Origin of the sequence: Pseudomonas pudica, from assembly GCF_015680405.1 — a bacterium.
In the GTDB taxonomy this organism is placed as follows: Bacteria; Pseudomonadota; Gammaproteobacteria; order Pseudomonadales; family Pseudomonadaceae; genus Aquipseudomonas; species Aquipseudomonas pudica.
Map to the genome: position 1 here is coordinate 67,672 of NZ_JADLJS010000022.1, position 17,046 is coordinate 84,717.

The window sequence follows — 17,046 nt, forward strand, 5'->3', positions numbered from 1 at the left end:
AGCACCAGCAAACCGCGGCGGATTCTACCAGCTTGTAGTGGGCGCCGTTATAACAGGTTCTTTAGTTGATATAGCATTTCGATAGCTTGACGCGGGGTCATGTCGTCCAGCTGCAGCTTGCCCAGCTTCTCGATGGCCGGGTGTGGCAGGCTGGCGAACAGGTCGCTCTGGTGCGGGACCTGTGGCACGTCCTTGGCCTTATGGGCCGGGGGCTGTTCATGCGGCAGGCTGGTGGTTTCCAGCCTTGCCAGGTGTTCACGGGCACGCTGGATGACGGCCGTCGGCACGCCGGCCAGCTGCGCCACGGCCAGGCCGTAGCTCTGGCTGGCAGGGCCAGGCAGCACGTGGTGCAGGAACACGATGCGTTCGTTGTGCTCGGTGGCGTTCAGGTGCACGTTGGCTACCAGCGGCTCGCTTTCCGGCAGCACGGTGAGCTCGAAGTAGTGGGTGGCGAACAGCGTGTAGGCACGCAGCTGGGCCAGGCGCTCGGCGGCGGCCCAGGCCAGCGACAGGCCGTCGAAGGTACTGGTGCCACGACCCACTTCGTCCATCAGCACCAGGCTGCGGTCGGTGGCGTTGTGCAGGATGTTGGCGGTTTCGCTCATCTCGACCATGAAGGTCGAGCGGCCGCCGGCCAGGTCGTCGCTGGAGCCGATGCGGGTGAAGATGCGGTCGACCAGCGACAGCTCGCAGCTGGCAGCCGGCACGAAGCTACCGATATGCGCCAGCAGCACGATCAGGGCGGTCTGGCGCATGTAGGTGGACTTACCGCCCATGTTCGGGCCGGTGATGATCAGCATGCGTGTGCTGTTGTCCAGGCCCAGGTCGTTGGCCACGAACGGTGTGGTCAATACCTGTTCCACCACTGGGTGGCGGCCCTGCTCGATGCGCAGGCACGGCTCGTCGACGAAGCGTGGGCAGTTCAGGTCCAGATTAAGTGCACGTTCGGCCAGGTTGCTGAGCACGTCCAGCTCGGCCAGGGCGGCGGCGCTGTCCTGCAGCGGTGCCAGGTGGCTGATCAAGGTTTCCAGCAGGGCGTCGTAGAGCATCTTTTCGCGGGCCAGGGCGCGACTCTTGGCCGACAGGGCCTTGTCCTCGAACGCCTTCAGCTCGGGAGTGATGAAGCGCTCGGCGCCTTTCAGAGTCTGGCGGCGGATGTAGTCGCCCGGGGCCTGCTCGGCCTGCTTGGTCGGCAGCTCGATGAAGTAGCCATGCACCCGGTTGTAGCCGACCTTGAGGTTGGCCAGGCCGGTGCGGGCCTTTTCCCGGGCTTCCAGGTCGATCAGGAACTGGCCGGCGTTCTCGCTGATCGCCAGCAGCTCGTCCAGTTCGTTGTCATAGCCGGCCTTGAGCACGCCGCCATCGCGGATCACCGCCGGCGGGTTGTCGATGATCGCCCGCTCCAGCAGGCTGGCCAGTTCGGGGTAGGTGCCGGTAATGGCGGCCAGGCGGGCCAGGTGCGGCGCCTCCAGCTCGGCCATGGCGTTCTGCAGCTCGGGCAGCGCGCCCAGGGCATCGCGCAGGCGTGCCAGGTCGCGTGGGCGGGCGTTGCGAAGGCCGATACGGGCGAGAATCCGCTCGATATCGCCAATTTCCTTGAGCTGCGGCTGCAGCTTCTCGAAGCGGTAGCTGTCGAGCAGGCAACGGATAGAGTCCTGGCGTGCCTGCAGTACCTTTAGGTCGCGCAACGGGCGGTTCAACCAGCGGCTCAGCAATCGGCTGGCCATGGCGGTCTGGCAGCGGTCGATCACTGACTGCAGGGTGTTGTCACGGCCGCCGGCCAGGTTGATGTCCAGCTCCAGGTTGCGGCGGCTGGCGCCGTCGAGGATGACTGTGTCGTCCAGGCGTTCGTGGCGCAGGCTGCGCAGGTGCGGCAGGGCGGTGCGCTGGGTTTCCTTGGCGTAGATCAGCAGGCAACCGGCGGCGCCGATGGCGAGGGTCAGCTTGTCGCAGCCAAAGCCCTTGAGGTCCTTGGTCGCGAACTGTTGGCACAGGGCCTTGCGCGCCGAGTCGCGGTCGAAGTCCCATGGCGCCCGGCGACGGGCGCCCGGGCGTTTCTCGGCAGGCAGGTCGCGCGGCCAGTCGTCGGGGATCAGCAGCTCGACCGGGTTCAGGCGCTCGAGCTCGGCCAGCAGGTTTTCCCAGCCCTTGATCTCCTGCACGCTGAAGTTGCCACTGGTGATGTCCAGTACGGCCAGGCCGAACAGACGCTCGTCACCGAGCAGCGCGGCAATCAGGTTGTCGCGACGCTCGTCGAGCAGGGCCTCGTCGCTGACCGTGCCCGGAGTGATGATGCGCACTACCTGGCGTTCCACCGGGCCCTTGCTGGTGGCGGGGTCGCCGATCTGCTCGCAGATCACCACCGATTCGCCGAGCTTGACCAGCTTGGCCAGGTAGCCTTCCAGCGAATGGAACGGAATCCCGCACATGGGGATGGACTGGCCGGCCGACTGACCGCGCGCGGTCAGGGTGATGTCCAGCAGCTTTGCGGCTTTTTTCGCATCTTCGTAGAAGATCTCGTAGAAGTCGCCCATGCGGTAGAACATCAGCTGGTCCGGGTGCTGGTTCTTCAGCTTCCAGTACTGCTGCATCATTGGGGTGTGTGCGGAGAAATCGGAAATTGCTTTATTCATCAAGGGCTTAGAAAGTAGGTCTCAATATTGTGGGGCAAATTGGGGCGTTCTGTGTTGCATGCGCGTCGCCGAGACCCACCGGATTTTCAAGCCGCATAGGTTAACACGGCTACCCTGCAGGCTGTACCTGCAAGTCCGGCGAGTGCACAGGGATGCGCTGAAGGCAGGTTGACATCATGGTGCCTCCGTGGAGAATTGCCTGCCTTCGCCCATCAGGGATGGCTTGCCTGACGCATTTGCGGTGGCCTGCGGCCCAGTAAAAAATTATTGCAACAGGTTGATCAGTGCAGTGAGCACAATTCGTTTTGATGTAGATGCGGTTTTTTGTATTTCCCTCGATACCCGCGCTGACCGGCGCACGCTGTTCAGCGAAACCATTGGGCGACAGCTCGACAACGAAGTGCACTTTCATGTTGTCGAGAAAAACAGCGACCCCAAGCGCGGTTGCTACGAGTCCCATCAGCAACTGGCCCGGCATGCGCTGGACAATGGCCTCGATCGAATCCTGATCTTCGAAGACGATGCCAAGGCCTATGAGTTCAAGCCTTCGCAAGTGCGCTGGGTGAACCGCTTCATGCAGAAACGGCCCTTCGAGGCCTTGCACCTGGGCTATTCCATGGGGCGAACCTGGCTGACCTGGTTCCCGTTCATCGCCCGCGGGCGGGTGGTGGCGCTGCATGCTTATGTACTGTCGCGCGAGGGCTGCCGGATCCTGGCAGAGACGCCCTACGATGGCACCCCGGTGGATGTGGTGGTCAAGCACCGGATACGCCAGCACTGCGTGTTCCCCATGATGTTCCGCCAGCACGCCGCCGCAGTGGCTGGTAGCGACCTGGAACAGGTGGTGCGCAACGAGGATGAGTGGTGGGAGCGCAACTGGGCCAAGCATCGTCGTTCACCGATGAAGAACATCTGGCGGACTGTGCTTCGGCTGAATTTCTGATCGGTGCGGGCTTCAGGTGCATGCCTTGAGAGGTTTGCCGCTTGCGAGATCGAGCGCCAAAAATCCGATGGCGAACTTCTCATCCCTGAAATGCTAGGGTAGAGGGCAGCCCTCAAGGAGCCCGACATGGACCCGATCACCACGCTTGCCACCCGCCTGGGTGAACACCTGCGCCGCTTCAACGCGCAGGTGACCACCGCCGAATCCTGCACCGGTGGCGGCATCGCCGAGGCCATCACCCGTGTGCCCGGCAGCTCGGCCTGGTTCGAGGCTGGGTACGTGACCTATTCCAACGCCCAGAAAACCCGTCAGCTGGGTGTGCCCGCGGCATTGTTCGGCCAGGTTGGCGCGGTCAGCCAGGAAGTGGTCGAAGCGATGGCCCGTGGTGCCCAGGCCGCCAGCGGCGCGCGCTTTGCCGTGGCGGTGAGCGGCGTGGCCGGGCCGGACGGTGGTTCGCCGGCCAAACCGGTGGGCACCGTGTGGCTGGCCTGGGCCGACGGCAACCACGTGTTCAGCGAGCGGCGCCAGTTCGACGGCGACCGCGAGGCGGTGCGCCGACAGACGGTGATCGCCGCGTTAGACGGCTTGTTACAGCTTGGTGCCGAGTAAATCGAAGACAGGGGTTTGCGCGGGCGCTTGCCTGTGGAATAATACTGGCTACTTATACAGGTATTCCGGCCGTCAGGGCCAAGTCGAACACGTGAGGATTTCAATGGACGACAACAAGAAGCGCGCCTTGGCTGCGGCCCTGGGTCAGATCGAACGCCAATTCGGCAAGGGCGCCGTCATGCGCATGGGCGACCACGAGCGCCAGGCTATCCCCGCCATCTCCACCGGCTCGCTGGGCCTGGACATTGCCCTGGGCATCGGCGGCCTGCCAAAAGGCCGTATCGTCGAGATCTACGGCCCGGAATCGTCGGGTAAGACCACGCTGACCTTGTCGGTCATCGCCGAAGCCCAGAAAAACGGCGCCACCTGCGCCTTCGTCGACGCCGAACACGCCCTCGACCCGGAGTACGCCGGCAAGCTGGGCGTCAACGTCGACGACCTGCTGGTTTCGCAGCCGGACACCGGCGAACAGGCCCTGGAAATCACCGACATGCTGGTGCGTTCCAACGCTGTTGATGTGATCATCGTCGACTCCGTGGCTGCTCTGGTACCTAAGGCCGAGATCGAAGGCGAGATGGGTGACATGCACGTGGGCCTGCAGGCGCGCCTGATGTCCCAGGCGCTACGCAAGATCACCGGTAACATCAAGAACGCCAACTGCCTGGTCATCTTCATCAACCAGATCCGTATGAAGATCGGCGTGATGTTCGGCAGCCCGGAAACCACCACCGGTGGTAACGCTCTGAAGTTCTACGCCTCGGTGCGTCTGGATATCCGCCGTACCGGCGCGGTCAAGGAAGGCGACGAGGTGGTCGGTAGCGAAACCCGCGTCAAGATCGTCAAGAACAAGGTTTCGCCGCCATTCCGTCAGGCCGAGTTTCAGATCCTTTACGGCAAGGGTATCTACCGTAACGGCGAGATCATTGACCTGGGTGTTTCCCAAGGCCTGGTCGAGAAGTCCGGTGCCTGGTACGCCTACCAGGGCAACAAGATCGGTCAAGGCAAGGCAAACGCTGCCAAGTACCTGGCTGAAAACCCGGCTATTGGTGCCGAGATCGAGAAGCAGATTCGCGAGAAGCTGCTGACCTCGGGGGCTGTTGCGGCTGCTGGTAAGGCTGCTGCTGCCGAAGCCGATGCCGATGATATGGCCGACGCTGACGCCGGTTATTGATTGCGCGGTAGATAGCCGAACATGTCCGCCGTACTCGACACCCCCGTCGCCATCCGGCGGACAGCCATGGACCTGCTCGCGCGACGTGAGCACGGTCGCGTCGAGCTGACGCGCAAATTGCGTCAGCGCGGCGCTTCGGACGAGCTTATCGAGCCTGAACTCGACCGGCTCGCCGAAGAAGGGCTGCTTAGCGAAGCCCGCTACCTGGAAAGTTTCATCCGGTACCGTTCCAGCTCCGGTTACGGCCCTGCGCGTATTCGCGAAGAGCTAGGCCAGCGCGGTTTGGCGCGTGCTGATATCGAGCAGGCGCTTCGCGAGAGCGAGGTGGACTGGGGCGAGCGCATGCGTGACGTATGGCAGCGCAAGTTTGCCGGGCAGCGCCCGCAGGATCCGCGCAGCCGTGCCCAGCAGACCCGGTTTCTGGCTTACCGGGGTTTCCCCATGGACATGATCGGCCGCCTGCTCAGTGGGCGTGATCTTGACGATTACTGAAGGCACGGACTCTGTGGGAGCGGGTTTACCCGCGAACACCGGCGTAGCCGGTGCCATGCACCACGCCGGATTCTTCGCGGCGGTTCGACGCCTCGATGAACCCGCTCCCACAGGGTGAATTGCGCCCCTGACGTTGGACACGGAATCAACTGACCTTCAACGCCTCCCTGGCCCGCTGTGTGGTATGCATGGGTTGCGGCTTGGCCCAGTTCTCCGGCAGGTTGATGAAGTCCACCAGCTCGCGCAGCCTGCCCTGGTCCCGACCATTGAAGGCAAATGACAAACGGGTCAGGTGGCTGAAATTGCCCACTTCGTGCTCGGCGCTGCTATCAGGTTGCTGGTGATACTTGCCACTCAGGCGCAAGTCGGCAAATCCTTCCTGGATGTCATACAGCGCCGCCTCGCTGAGCGGGTGATGCATGCGGATCACGAACTGGCTCTTCAGCCAGCGGCTGGAGTGGTAGTTGCTGTAGAACTGGTTGATTTCTTCCACTGCCTCGTCAGCGCTGTGCACCAGGCGCAGCAGTTTCAGGTCGCTGGGCAGGATGTAGCGGTTTTCCTCAAGTTGGCGGCTGATGAAGTCCAGGCAATCGCGCCAGAAGCTGCCGCCTGGCGAATCCAGCAGCACCACCGGTACCAGCGGGCTCTTGCCGGTCTGTATCAGGGTCAGCACCTCCAGCGCTTCATCCAGAGTGCCGAAACCACCCGGGCACAGCACCAGGGCATCGGCCTCCTTGACGAAGAACAGCTTGCGGATGAAGAAGAAATGGAACGGCAGCAGCTTGTCGGTGCCATCCACCGTGGGGTTGGCGTGTTGTTCGAAGGGCAGGGTGATGTTGAACCCCAGGCTGTGGTCGCTGCCGGCGCCTTCGTGGGCAGCTGCCATGATGCCGCCGCCGGCACCGGTGATGACCATCAGGTCGGAGCGTGCCAGGGTTGCGCCCAGTTCGCGTGCCAGGGCGTACATCGGGTGTTCCAGCGGGGTGCGCGCCGAGCCGAACACGGTCACCTTGCGCCGTCCCTTGTAGCGTTCCAGGGTGCGGAACGAATGGTCCAGTTCGCGCAGGGCCTGCAGGGTGATCTTGGCGCTCCAGCGGTCGGTGTCGTCATGGGCCATGCGCAGGATGGTCAGCATCATGTCGCGGTACAGCGGCAGGTTGGGGCTGTTCGGTGCTACCAGTTGCAGTTGTGCGTCGATGTTGCTCAGGTCGATGTTGTTATCGCGGAAGTGGCTGAACAGCGGTTCACTCGATTGGTAAGGCATGCAACGTCTCCTTCTGCACCAATACCTCTGACCTCAATCTAGACCCTTGCGCTCAATTGTGCCGAGGGTCTTCGGTACAGCCGCCCGTCGGCATGCGGCCACGGGGGATGTGGGTTTGGTTAACTGGGTAAAGCGAAACGTGTCGATGCAGGAGGTGGCGGTATGCATCGCTTGATCATCGAAGTGGACCGGCAGCTTTACCAGCAGCTGGAGAATGCGGCCCAGGTGCATCACCTGAGCCTGGAAGCCGAGTGCCGGCGCAGGCTGTCGGGGCTGGAATGCCAGTCGCGCTACCTGCAGGCGCTGCTGGCAGATATGCGCGCCGATGCCGCTGAAGGGCGTTGGTGCGCCCGTGAAGATGAGAAGGCGTAGCTATCGAAGTGGGTTACTTCTTCTTGTTGCCGGCCACGCAGCTGGCATTGTCGAAAGCCTGGTCCATGATCGGCTGGTTGGTCTTGTAGACCGTGAAGCGGTAGACCATGACCGCGCCTTTGGACATCAGGTTGCGGAAACCGCTGTTGCGGCAGACGCTGTCACCCAGCTGGCTGCGTACTTGTTCCGGGTTGGCCTGCATGCGCGCGGCATGGTCCTGGCGCACGCTCAGGTGGTTGACCAGTGCCTTGCCTTCCACGGTGTAACCCTGGTCGAGGATGTCCTCGTTGATGGCTCGCGGGGTGCCGACACTGCTCTCTTTGGCAACCTTCTGCAGCATGTTGTTCAGGTCGTATTCCTGCTTGGAAGCCGCCTGGGATGCCAGAGGCAGGGCGAGCAACAGGCTCAGGGCGGGGACGATACGGCGCAGCATGAATCTCTCCTGGTTCGATGACTGGCGCTTTGACATGCGCGGGTCGACGGCGTTCCCTGAAATCGCGCAGGCGCGAGGCCGGGGTACGGTAAAAACAGCGATTATAGGGACCGCGCCGCCACCTGCACAGCAATTGCCCCCTGTTCTGGTAGACTGGCGCCCTTAGTTTTTTCCGAGTCATCCTTGTGTCCATTCCCAACCTGTCCAGAGGCCTGCCGGCATGAGCCATGCGGTAGCGCGCCTGCGTGCCGAACGGCTGGCCCGCAGCAACAAGCCCTTCATCGCTCGTGGTTCGCGTGCCGAACGCTGCCCCGATTGCCGGGTCATCGCCACTCATTGCCTGTGCGCCTGGAAGCCCCGGGTGCAGGCCGATTCCGGGGTGTGCCTGCTGATGCATGACACCGAGCCGCTGAAGCCCACCAATACTGGTTGGCTGATCGCCGACCTGATAGAGGACACCTCGGCTTTCGGCTGGCTGCGCACTTCTGTCGACGAACGCTTGCTGGCATTGCTGGACGACTCGCGTTGGCAGCCCTACATCGTCTTCCCCGGCGAGTTCGTTGCCCAGGAGCGGGTGGTCAGCGAGGTAGTGCGCGAGCCGGGCAAGCGCCCGCTGTTCATCTTGCTGGATGCCACCTGGACCGAAGCGCGCAAGATGTTCCGCAAAAGCCCGTACCTTGACCGCTTCCCGGTGTTGAGCCTGCAGGCCGAGCAGATGTCCCGCTACCGCCTGCGGCGCTCCAAGCGCGACGATCATTTCTGCACCGCGGAAGTCGCCGCCATGTGCCTGGACCTGGCCGGTGATACCCAGGCCTCGCAAGCGCTGGACGCCTACCTGGATGTGTTCAGCCTGCATTACCTGAGCGGCAAGCGGCGCCTGCCGCTGGACGAGCAGGACGACACCCACCAGCGTTTGCATACCTTCCTATAGTCCAAGGGGCACAACCCCTGCTTTGGTTCATAATGACCCTTACCCGAGTGCCCGACACAGAACAGGATCCCCAGATCGATGGCCACTTACGAAATCCTGATTGCCGATGACCACCCGCTGTTCCGTGGCGCCTTGCGCCAGGCCGTTACCCTCGGCCTGGGCCCGGATGTACGCCTGGTTGAAGTCGCCAGCATTGCCGAACTGGAAACCCGTCTGAGCGAAAAAGCCGACTGGGACCTGGTGTTGCTGGACTTGAACATGCCGGGTGCCTACGGTTTTTCCGGGCTGGTGCTGCTGCGCGGGCAATACCCGCAGATCCCCGTGGTGATGGTATCGGCGCAGGAAGAGGCTGCAGTGGTGGTCAAGTCCCGCGAGTTTGGCGCCAGTGGCTTCATTCCCAAGTCCAGCACCCTGGAAGTGATCCAGGATGCGGTGCGCAAGGTGCTCGACGGCGAGGTCTGGTGGCCGCCGCAGGCTTTCGAAAAGGTCGATGTCTCGGCCGAGGCCAAGGCCGCCAGCGAAGGCCTTGCCAGCCTCACGCCGCAGCAGTTCCGCGTGCTGACCATGGTCTGCGAAGGCTTGCTGAACAAGCAGATCGCCTATGAGCTGAACGTGTCGGAAGCGACCATCAAGGCCCACGTGACCGCGATCTTCCGCAAGCTGGGTGTGCGTACCCGCACCCAGGCGGCGTTGCTGCTGCAACAACTTGAATCGGTTGCCAGCAGCTGAGTGCGCGTGGCTTCACGCTTTTTTGACCCGAGCCGGTCTAGTCTGCCGGCCTTTCCGTTGTGAAGTGACTCACATGACATCGCCATTCAAGGGCCAGACCGGCCTCAAACGTATCTTCAACGCCGCCGGCTATTCGCTGGACGGCCTGCGCGCCGCCTTCAAGGGCGAGGCCGCGTTCCGCCAGTTGGTGCTGCTCAATGTGCTGCTGGTCCCGATCACCTTCTGGTTGCCGGTCAGCCGTGCGGAGCGGGCGATCATGATCGCCGTGTGTCTGTTGGGCTTGATCGTCGAATTGTTCAACTCGGCGGTGGAAGCTGCCATCGACCGCATTTCGCTGGAGCGCCACCCGCTGTCGAAAAACGCCAAGGACATGGGCAGCGCCGCGCAACTGGTGGCACTGACCATGGTGGCGCTGGTGTGGGGTGTGATCCTGCTTTAAGCGATCGGTGGCAACACGATCTCGTCACTGCGGGTGAAGCCCGCGGTGAAGTTGCGGCACAGTTCGAGAAATTCGCGCATGGCCGAGGTCTGGTACTTCTGTTTGTGCCAGATGAAGTAGAACTGGCGCATCAGGTCCAGCTCAGGGGTTTCCACCGCTACCAGGCTGCCGCGGCGGAAGGCGTCACGCAGGGCCAGGCGCGAGATGCAGCCGATGCCCAGGCCTGATTCCACCGCGCGCTTGATCGCTTCGGTGTGTTCCAGCTCCAGGCGGATATTGAGGTTGGTGCGGTGGTGGCGCATGGCCTGGTCGAAGGTCAGGCGCGTGCCCGAGCCCTGTTCACGCAGGATCCACGCTTCCTGGGACAAGGTCTGTACATCGGCCCGGCCCATCTTGGCCAGCGGGTGCTGCGGCGCGCAGAACACCACCAGCTCGTCCTCGACCCAGGGCTGCACTTCCAGGTCCGGGTGGTTGCAATCGCCTTCGATCAGACCCAGATCAATTTCGTAATGCGCCACCTGTTGCACGATATGCGCAGTGTTCTGCACATGCAGCTTCACCTGGCTTTCCGGGTGCACCTGCATGAAGCTGCCGATCAGCAAGGTGGCCAGGTAGTTGCCGATGGTCAACGTGGCGCCGACTGCGAGCGAGCCGAAACCGGACTTGCCGTTGAGCAGGTCTTCTATTTCCTTGGCCTGGTCGAGCAGGGCCACGGCCTGCGGCAACAGTTGCTGGCCCAGGGCGTTGAGGCTCAGGCGCTTGCCGGCGCGGTCGAACAGCTGGCAGCTGGACTGGCGCTCAAGCTCGGTGATCGAGGTGCTGGCGGCCGACTGCGACAAGGCCAGCACACTGGCGGCGCGCGAAACGCTCTGGTGCTGGGCCACGGCAACGAAGACTTGCAGCTGACGAAGTGTAAATCGCATATCGATATAACCGATAACACATATCTTGATAATCCAGTTAACAGATATTGTCGCTGCCCCTAAACTATCGCGCAACTGCGCGTCTTGCGCGCGCCGCGTCTTTCTTCAGGAGCCCCATTAAATGAGCAACATGAACCACGAACGTGTCCTCAGTGTGCACCACTGGAACGACACTCTGTTCAGCTTCAAGTGCACTCGCGACCCGGGCCTGCGCTTCGAGAACGGTCAGTTCGTGATGATCGGCCTGCAACAAGAAAGCGGCCGTCCGCTCATGCGCGCCTATTCCATCGCTTCGCCGAACTGGGAAGAGCACCTGGAGTTCTTCAGCATCAAGGTGCCGGACGGTCCGCTGACCTCCCAGCTGCAGCACCTGAAGGAAGGCGACGAGATCATCATCAGCAAGAAGCCTACCGGTACCTTGGTACTCGACGACCTGAACCCGGGCAAGCACCTGTACCTGCTGAGCACCGGCACTGGCCTGGCACCGTTCATGAGTGTCATCCAGGACCCTGAAACCTACGAGCGCTTCGAGAAGGTGATCCTGGTTCATGGCGTGCGCTACGTGAACGAAGTGGCCTACCGAGAGTTCATCACCGAGCACCTGCCGCAGAACGAATTCTTCGGTGAAGCGGTTCGCGACAAGCTGATCTACTACCCGACCGTGACCCGTGAGCCGTTCGAGAACCAGGGCCGTCTGACCGACCTCATGCGCAGCGGCAAGCTGTTCAGCGACATCGGCCTGCCACCGATCAACCCGCAGGACGACCGCGCAATGATCTGCGGCAGCCCGAGCATGCTCGACGAGACCAGCGAAGTGCTGGACAGCTTCGGCCTGAAGATCTCCCCGCGCATGCGCGAGCCGGGTGATTACCTGATCGAGCGTGCCTTCGTCGAGAAGTAAGGCACAGACTGAGGCAAAGAAGGCGACCCTTGGGTCGCCTTTCTTGTGCCTGTGAATCATGTATCGCCAGCACCGGCCTCTTCGCGGGTAAACCCGCTCCCACAGGGATATCTCAAGCCCTGAGGTCAGTGGTACCCCTGTGGGAGCGGGTTTACCCGCGAAGAGGCCGGAACAGGCAAGGCACAATCTACTCGACGCGCGTCTCGCCGCTATACACCAATATTTCCCGACACCGCTTGCACAGGTAGCGCCGCCCCTGGCGCACCAGCTTGTGCCGCTGCGCGGTAAACGGAAAGTCGCTCTGCGGGCACGGGCACCGGTAGATGTAGCGGGTCACCACGCGCCGTTGCACTTCGTAGTTGTGGCAACGGTTGGGCGGCAGTTCATACACCCCGCGCATGATCAGCTGCCACTCCTCGCCATGGGCTTGGATACGGTCGCCGAACAGCTGGTGTGCCACCAGGTGCGCCACTTCATGGGCCACGGTCTGGCGCAGGAAGTCTTCCTGGTTTTCGCGGTAAAGCTGCAGGTTGAAGCGCAGCAGGTTCTCGTGCAGGTGAGCGACACCGGCTTTTTGCCCGCGCAGCTTGAAGCTGACTTCCGGGCGCGGGAAGGGGCGTTTGAAGAAGGTTTCAGCTTGCTGGTAACAGGTTTCGACGCGTTGTCTGAGCAGCTCGGGCATGGCGGGGTGGTTCTCCTGACCGGGCATTATGCCGCAACCCCGGGCAGCCTGCCGAGCCACCGGTCAGCGCACAGCCAGAGGCCGCCTTGCGGCGGCCCCAGGTTTGATGCCCCAGTGTTGGTCGAGTCTGTTCTAGTTGGTGTAGACGGGCCCCACGCCCAGTCCCCAGATGATCACAGTGGCGGCCATGATCGCCACCAGTACCACAAGGCCTACCGCCAGCACCGAGCTGGAGAACAGGAAGCCTTCGTCGGATGGTATGTTCATGAACGTCGGCAAACCGACGTACAACAGGTACACCGTGTAGCAGATGGCGGCGGTGCCGATCAGCATGCCCAGCCAAAGGTGCGGGTACAGCGCCGCCAGGCCGCCGATGAACAGCGGTGTGGCGGTATAGGTTGCAAAGGCGATGCACTGTGCCATGGACGGGTTGGCATCGTAGGTGCGGGCCATCCAATGGATGAACGCCCCCATTACCGCCACCCCGGCAAGCATCGCCAGGTACGACATGATGCTCATCCAGATGGCGCTTTCCATGGTCAGCATCACCGCTGGCCGGTCGCCGATCACCCAGCCGACCTGGGTGGTACCGATGAACGCCGAAACGGCGGGGATCGCAGCCAGGATCAGGGTGTGCGTCAGGTACATGTGGCTGATGGTTTCTTCTTCGCCACGAATTTCCCGCCATTCCTGGTCGGGATGGGTAAACAGCCCCACAACGTGATGAATCATGCCGATCACTCCTCTCAATGTTGCCAAACGCCCCCCAGATGGAGCGCAAGCGGCCCGAGGCCCGAACACCTAAGCAAGCGGTAATGTGGCCTTATGTCGCAGTATAGGAAGCCGTTACCCGCATAAACCGCGCTTTTTAGAGCAAATTGCGCTGTAACGCGCGCTGTTGATTACAATGAAGTCTTTATCGGAATGCCTACAGCACCGCCGCGTTTGTGCGTAAAATAGCCCGCTTTTGTCACACCTCGCGGATCCAAGCGCTATGGGCACCCTCTCGGTCAACCAGAACAAACTGCAAAAACGCCTGCGTCGTCTCGCCGGCGAAGCCATCACCGACTACAACATGATCGAGGATGGCGACAAGGTCATGGTCTGCCTGTCCGGCGGCAAGGACAGCTACACCATGCTCGACGTTCTGTTGCACCTGCAGAAGGTGGCACCGATCAAGTTCGAGATCGTGGCGGTGAACATGGACCAGAAGCAGCCGGGGTTCCCCGAGCACGTGCTGCCGGCCTACCTCAAGGAACTGGGCGTCGAGTATCACATCGTCGAGAAGGACACCTACTCGGTGGTCAAGGAGCTGGTCCCCGAGGGCAAGACCACCTGCTCGCTGTGTTCGCGCCTGCGCCGTGGCACCCTCTACACCTTCGCCGACGAGATCGGCGCGACCAAGATGGCGCTGGGACACCACCGCGACGATATCGTCGAAACCTTCTTCCTCAACATGTTCTTCAACGGCGCGCTCAAGGGCATGCCGCCGAAGCTGCGTGCCGACGATGGCCGCAACGTGGTGATCCGTCCGCTGGCCTACTGCAGCGAGAAGGATATCCAGGCCTATTCGGACATGAAGGAATTCCCGATCATCCCGTGCAACCTGTGCGGTTCGCAGGAAAACCTGCAGCGCCAGGTGGTCAAGGACATGCTGGTGGAATGGGAGCGCAAGCACCCGGGCCGTACCGAGAGCATCTTCCGCGCCCTGCAGAACGTGGCACCGTCGCAGCTGGCCGACCGCAACCTGTTCGACTTCACCAGCCTGAAGATCGACGAAAACGCCACCCCGCGTTTTCTTGACGTGCTGAACATCTGAGCCCATGCGCGATTACCAGTGGTTGCACGAGTACTGCCTGAACCGCTTCGGCTCGGGCCAGGCCCTGGAGGCCTTCCTGCCGCAGCCGCGCACACCGGCGCAGCTGCGTGATATCAGCGACGACCGCTACCTGTCGACCTTGGCCCTGCGCGTATTCCGCGCCGGGCTCAAGCACAGCCTGGTGGATGCCAAGTGGCCGGCGTTCGAGCAGGTGTTCTTCGGCTTCGACCCGGAGAAGGTGGTATTGATGGGCGCCGAGCACCTCGAGCGGCTGATGCACGACGAGCGCATCATCCGCCACCTGGGCAAGCTCAAGAGCGTGCCGCGCAATGCGCAGATGGTTCTTGACGTGGCCAAGGAGAAGGGCAGTTTCGGCGCCTTCATCGCCGACTGGCCGGTGACCGACATCGTCGGTTTGTGGAAGTACCTGGCCAAGCACGGCAACCAGCTGGGCGGGTTGTCGGCACCGCGCTTCTTGCGCATGGTCGGCAAGGATACGTTCATTCCTACCGATGACATGGCTGCGGCGTTGATTGCGCAGAAGGTGATCGACAAACCGCCGACCAGCCAGCGGGACCTGGCCTTGGTGCAGCAGGCGTTCAACCAGTGGCATGCCGAGAGTGGGCGGCCGCTGTGCCAGTTGTCGGTGATGCTGGCGCATACCGTCAACCATTGAAATTGCTGGGGCCGCTAAGCGGCCCCGGGATATCAACTGCCTTCGCCCGCCATGCGCCGCTCATGCTGGAACTTCCAGCGCACATACAGCAGCCCGGTAATGAACAGCCCCAGGCTCACCAGCACTTCTACCCAGCCAAATACCGCCCGTGCCGGGTCGAACGCCGCCAGCACGCCCTTGATGAAATAGATATTCACCACGAAGCAGGTCCAGGCATGTGCCCGGGCGCTGCCTGTCAGCATGCCCGGTAGCAACAGCAGCAACGGCACCAGTTCGATCGCCAGGATCACCTCGACCCGCGCCCCGTGCAGGTTGGCGAACCACAGGTTGTTCACCACCAGCAGAGCGATCAGGCCGAAGAAGAACGCCAGGCTCAAGGTCCGCGTCAGGCGCAGACGCGGTGCCAGCCATTCCAGCGCCGGCAATACCTTGGGCTTCTTAGCCACGTGCGGCCTCCAGTGCCTTGGCAGTGGTCGCCAGGCGTTGGCCAAGTGCGCGGCACAGGGCTATCTCGTGCTGGTCGAGCTCGCGCTTGCCATCGGCGCCAGCATGATGGCTGGCGCCATACGGGGTGCCGCCGCCACGGGTCTCGAGCAATGCCGATTCGCTGTACGGCAAGCCCATTACCAGCATGCCGTGGTGCATCAGCGGCAGCATCATCGACAGCAGGGTGGTTTCCTGCCCGCCGTGCAGGCTGGCGGTAGAGGTGAAAACACCCGCCGGCTTGCCGACCAGTTCACCGCCCAACCACAGGCTGCTGGTGCCATCCAGGAAGTACTTGAGCGGCGCCGCCATGTTGCCGAAGCGGGTCGGACTACCCAATACCAGGCCGGCGCAGTGGCGCAAGTCGTCCAAGGTGGCGTACAGCGCGCCACTGGCCGGGATGTCCGGGGCCACTGCTTCGCACTCGGTGGAAATCGCCGGCACCGTGCGCAGGCGGGCCTCCATGCCGGCCAGTTCGATGCCGCGGGCGATGTGCCGGGCCATCTCGCTGGTCGAACCATGGCGGCTGTAATACAGCACCAGGATGTAGGGCTGGCTCACGGTAGAATCTCCAGTACTTTCTCGGGCGGTCGTCCGACCACGGCCTTGTCACCGGCGACCAGGATCGGCCGCTCGATCAGCTTGGGGTGCCGGGCCATGGCCTCGATCAGTTGTGCGTCGGTCAGCGCCGGGTCGGCCAGGTTCAGCTCCTTGTACTCGTCCTCGCCGGTACGCAGCAGCTGGCGCGGGGCGATGCCCAGCTTGCCGAGCAGGGCCTTCAGGGTAGCAGCGTCGGGCGGTGTCTCGAGGTAGCGCACGATGGTCGGCGCCAGGCCGCGAGCTTCGAGCAGTTCCAGGGCACCGCGGGATTTCGAGCAGCGCGGGTTATGATAGAGCGTAAGGTCGGTCATGTCGGGTCGCATCCAGCAGGTTGTGGCGGCTATTCTAACCGCAGCGACTGACCAATTTGCTTTAAAACTCGAGAAGGATTGACCCATGGCAAGGCGTCTGGCAGCAGTACTGGCAATCACCGCGAGCCTGTTGCTCGGTGGTTGCGGTGCCGATTATGGCGTGGACCAACACGGTAATACGGTTAAGGCCGAACAGATTGATGGGCACTGGCTGGTGCTCAACTACTGGGCCGAATGGTGCGGGCCGTGCCGTACCGAAATCCCTGAACTGAACGCGGCAGCCAAGCAATGGGCGGCCGATGGTATCAAGGTGGTGGGGGTGAACTTCGATGGCTTGCAGGGGCAGGAACTGAAGCAGGCTGCCGAAACCCTGGGCATTGCTTTCACCGTATTGGCACAGGACCCGGCCGAGCGCTATGACCTGCCACGCAGCGAGGCATTGCCGGTGACCTACATCATCGATGACAAGGGCAAGGTGCGGGAACAGTTGATGGGCGAGCAGACCCGGGAAGGGCTGCAGGCCAAGATCAAGGCCCTGAAGGGCGCCTGAAGTCAGCCTGTACCGGCCCTATCGCCGGCAAGCCAGCTCCCACAGGTACTGCACAGGGTTCATATGCTGTGCAGTACCTGTGGGA

Annotated in this window: 21 protein-coding genes; 12 read left to right on the forward strand and 9 right to left on the reverse strand. The window is 62.5% G+C overall.

Annotated elements, in window-relative coordinates:
* Window positions 1-47: 47 nt before the first annotated feature.
* Window positions 48-2,621, reverse strand: coding sequence for a DNA mismatch repair protein MutS (gene mutS / locus IRZ77_RS16515; protein WP_046616667.1), 2,574 nt, complete (start codon window positions 2,619-2,621; stop codon window positions 48-50).
* A 301-nt stretch (window positions 2,622-2,922) separates the two neighbouring features.
* Between mutS and IRZ77_RS16520 the strand changes: the two genes are divergently transcribed.
* The 4 genes from IRZ77_RS16520 (at window position 2,923) to recX (ending at window position 5,848) form a co-directional block, all read left to right on the forward strand.
* Window positions 2,923-3,576 (forward strand): glycosyltransferase family 25 protein, encoded by a 654-nt coding sequence (locus IRZ77_RS16520; protein WP_196173952.1) that lies wholly within the window; start codon window positions 2,923-2,925, stop codon window positions 3,574-3,576.
* Window positions 3,577-3,702: 126 nt separating this feature from the next.
* The gene (locus IRZ77_RS16525; protein ID WP_046616638.1) at window positions 3,703-4,185 is read left to right on the forward strand and encodes a CinA family protein; all 483 of its coding nucleotides are present in this window, start codon (window positions 3,703-3,705) and stop codon (window positions 4,183-4,185) included.
* A 103-nt stretch (window positions 4,186-4,288) separates the two neighbouring features.
* Complete coding sequence (gene recA, locus IRZ77_RS16530; RefSeq protein ID WP_015269214.1) at window positions 4,289-5,356, forward strand: recombinase RecA; 1,068 nt, start codon at window positions 4,289-4,291, stop codon at window positions 5,354-5,356.
* A 21-nt stretch (window positions 5,357-5,377) separates the two neighbouring features.
* Window positions 5,378-5,848, forward strand: a complete 471-nt coding sequence (gene recX, locus IRZ77_RS16535) for a recombination regulator RecX (protein ID WP_046616639.1) — start codon at window positions 5,378-5,380, stop codon at window positions 5,846-5,848.
* Window positions 5,849-5,993: 145 nt separating this feature from the next.
* On the opposite strand, the gene IRZ77_RS16540 is transcribed toward recX, so the two are convergent.
* A complete protein-coding gene (locus IRZ77_RS16540; protein WP_196173954.1) occupies window positions 5,994-7,112 on the reverse strand; it encodes an LOG family protein in 1,119 nt (372 codons plus the stop codon).
* 162 nt (window positions 7,113-7,274) lie between these two features.
* On the opposite strand from IRZ77_RS16540, the gene IRZ77_RS16545 reads away from it, so the two are divergent.
* A complete protein-coding gene (locus IRZ77_RS16545; RefSeq protein ID WP_046616640.1) occupies window positions 7,275-7,484 on the forward strand; it encodes a hypothetical protein in 210 nt (69 codons plus the stop codon).
* A 13-nt stretch (window positions 7,485-7,497) separates the two neighbouring features.
* Here IRZ77_RS16545 and IRZ77_RS16550 read toward each other — a convergent pair whose 3' ends face one another.
* On the reverse strand, window positions 7,498-7,917 hold the full coding sequence (locus tag IRZ77_RS16550; protein WP_085602074.1) for a quorum-sensing-regulated virulence factor family protein: 420 nt from the start codon (window positions 7,915-7,917) through the stop codon (window positions 7,498-7,500).
* 220 nt (window positions 7,918-8,137) lie between these two features.
* Between IRZ77_RS16550 and IRZ77_RS16555 the strand changes: the two genes are divergently transcribed.
* From IRZ77_RS16555 to IRZ77_RS16565, 3 genes are all read left to right on the forward strand, one after another.
* Window positions 8,138-8,848, forward strand: coding sequence for a tRNA-uridine aminocarboxypropyltransferase (locus IRZ77_RS16555; protein WP_108480675.1), 711 nt, complete (start codon window positions 8,138-8,140; stop codon window positions 8,846-8,848).
* Window positions 8,849-8,926: 78 nt separating this feature from the next.
* Complete coding sequence (gene erdR / locus IRZ77_RS16560) at window positions 8,927-9,577, forward strand: response regulator transcription factor ErdR (RefSeq protein ID WP_025338000.1); 651 nt, start codon at window positions 8,927-8,929, stop codon at window positions 9,575-9,577.
* A 73-nt stretch (window positions 9,578-9,650) separates the two neighbouring features.
* On the forward strand, window positions 9,651-10,016 hold the full coding sequence (locus IRZ77_RS16565; protein ID WP_046616644.1) for a diacylglycerol kinase: 366 nt from the start codon (window positions 9,651-9,653) through the stop codon (window positions 10,014-10,016).
* On the opposite strand, the gene finR is transcribed toward IRZ77_RS16565, so the two are convergent.
* Complete coding sequence (gene finR / locus IRZ77_RS16570; protein ID WP_046616645.1) at window positions 10,013-10,939, reverse strand: LysR family transcriptional regulator FinR; 927 nt, start codon at window positions 10,937-10,939, stop codon at window positions 10,013-10,015. The two genes, IRZ77_RS16565 and finR, sit on opposite strands and share 4 nt — an antisense overlap.
* Before the next feature lie 121 nt (window positions 10,940-11,060).
* On the opposite strand from finR, the gene fpr reads away from it, so the two are divergent.
* The gene (gene fpr / locus IRZ77_RS16575; RefSeq protein ID WP_046616646.1) at window positions 11,061-11,840 is read left to right on the forward strand and encodes a ferredoxin-NADP reductase; all 780 of its coding nucleotides are present in this window, start codon (window positions 11,061-11,063) and stop codon (window positions 11,838-11,840) included.
* Between the two features lie 187 nt (window positions 11,841-12,027).
* Here the strand turns inward: fpr and IRZ77_RS16580 are convergent, their stop codons facing one another.
* On the reverse strand, window positions 12,028-12,522 hold the full coding sequence (locus IRZ77_RS16580) for a SprT family zinc-dependent metalloprotease (RefSeq protein WP_025338002.1): 495 nt from the start codon (window positions 12,520-12,522) through the stop codon (window positions 12,028-12,030).
* Between the two features lie 132 nt (window positions 12,523-12,654).
* Window positions 12,655-13,254, reverse strand: a complete 600-nt coding sequence (locus IRZ77_RS16585; protein ID WP_003252385.1) for a Yip1 family protein — start codon at window positions 13,252-13,254, stop codon at window positions 12,655-12,657.
* Window positions 13,255-13,516: 262 nt separating this feature from the next.
* Here IRZ77_RS16585 and ttcA point away from each other — a divergent pair, with 262 nt between their 5' ends.
* Window positions 13,517-14,341, forward strand: a complete 825-nt coding sequence (gene ttcA, locus IRZ77_RS16590) for a tRNA 2-thiocytidine(32) synthetase TtcA (protein WP_012270926.1) — start codon at window positions 13,517-13,519, stop codon at window positions 14,339-14,341.
* A 4-nt stretch (window positions 14,342-14,345) separates the two neighbouring features.
* Window positions 14,346-15,017, forward strand: a complete 672-nt coding sequence (locus IRZ77_RS16595) for a DNA-3-methyladenine glycosylase I (RefSeq protein ID WP_085602070.1) — start codon at window positions 14,346-14,348, stop codon at window positions 15,015-15,017.
* Between the two features lie 32 nt (window positions 15,018-15,049).
* Here the strand turns inward: IRZ77_RS16595 and IRZ77_RS16600 are convergent, their stop codons facing one another.
* From IRZ77_RS16600 to arsC, 3 genes are read right to left on the reverse strand one after another with little or no spacing between them, the layout of a single operon-like run.
* On the reverse strand, window positions 15,050-15,463 hold the full coding sequence (locus IRZ77_RS16600) for a DUF2069 domain-containing protein (protein ID WP_196173956.1): 414 nt from the start codon (window positions 15,461-15,463) through the stop codon (window positions 15,050-15,052).
* Window positions 15,456-16,061 (reverse strand): NAD(P)H:quinone oxidoreductase, encoded by a 606-nt coding sequence (gene wrbA, locus IRZ77_RS16605; RefSeq protein WP_025338005.1) that lies wholly within the window; start codon window positions 16,059-16,061, stop codon window positions 15,456-15,458. The genes IRZ77_RS16600 and wrbA overlap by 8 nt, the downstream gene beginning before the upstream one ends.
* Window positions 16,058-16,411, reverse strand: coding sequence for an arsenate reductase (glutaredoxin) (arsC, locus tag IRZ77_RS16610; protein WP_061551299.1), 354 nt, complete (start codon window positions 16,409-16,411; stop codon window positions 16,058-16,060). Before arsC ends, wrbA begins: the two co-directional genes overlap by 4 nt.
* A gap of 85 nt (window positions 16,412-16,496) precedes the next feature.
* Here arsC and IRZ77_RS16615 point away from each other — a divergent pair, with 85 nt between their 5' ends.
* Entirely contained in the window at window positions 16,497-16,961 is a 465-nt protein-coding gene (locus IRZ77_RS16615) for a TlpA disulfide reductase family protein (RefSeq protein ID WP_085602068.1), read from the forward strand.
* Window positions 16,962-17,046 lie beyond the last annotated feature (85 nt).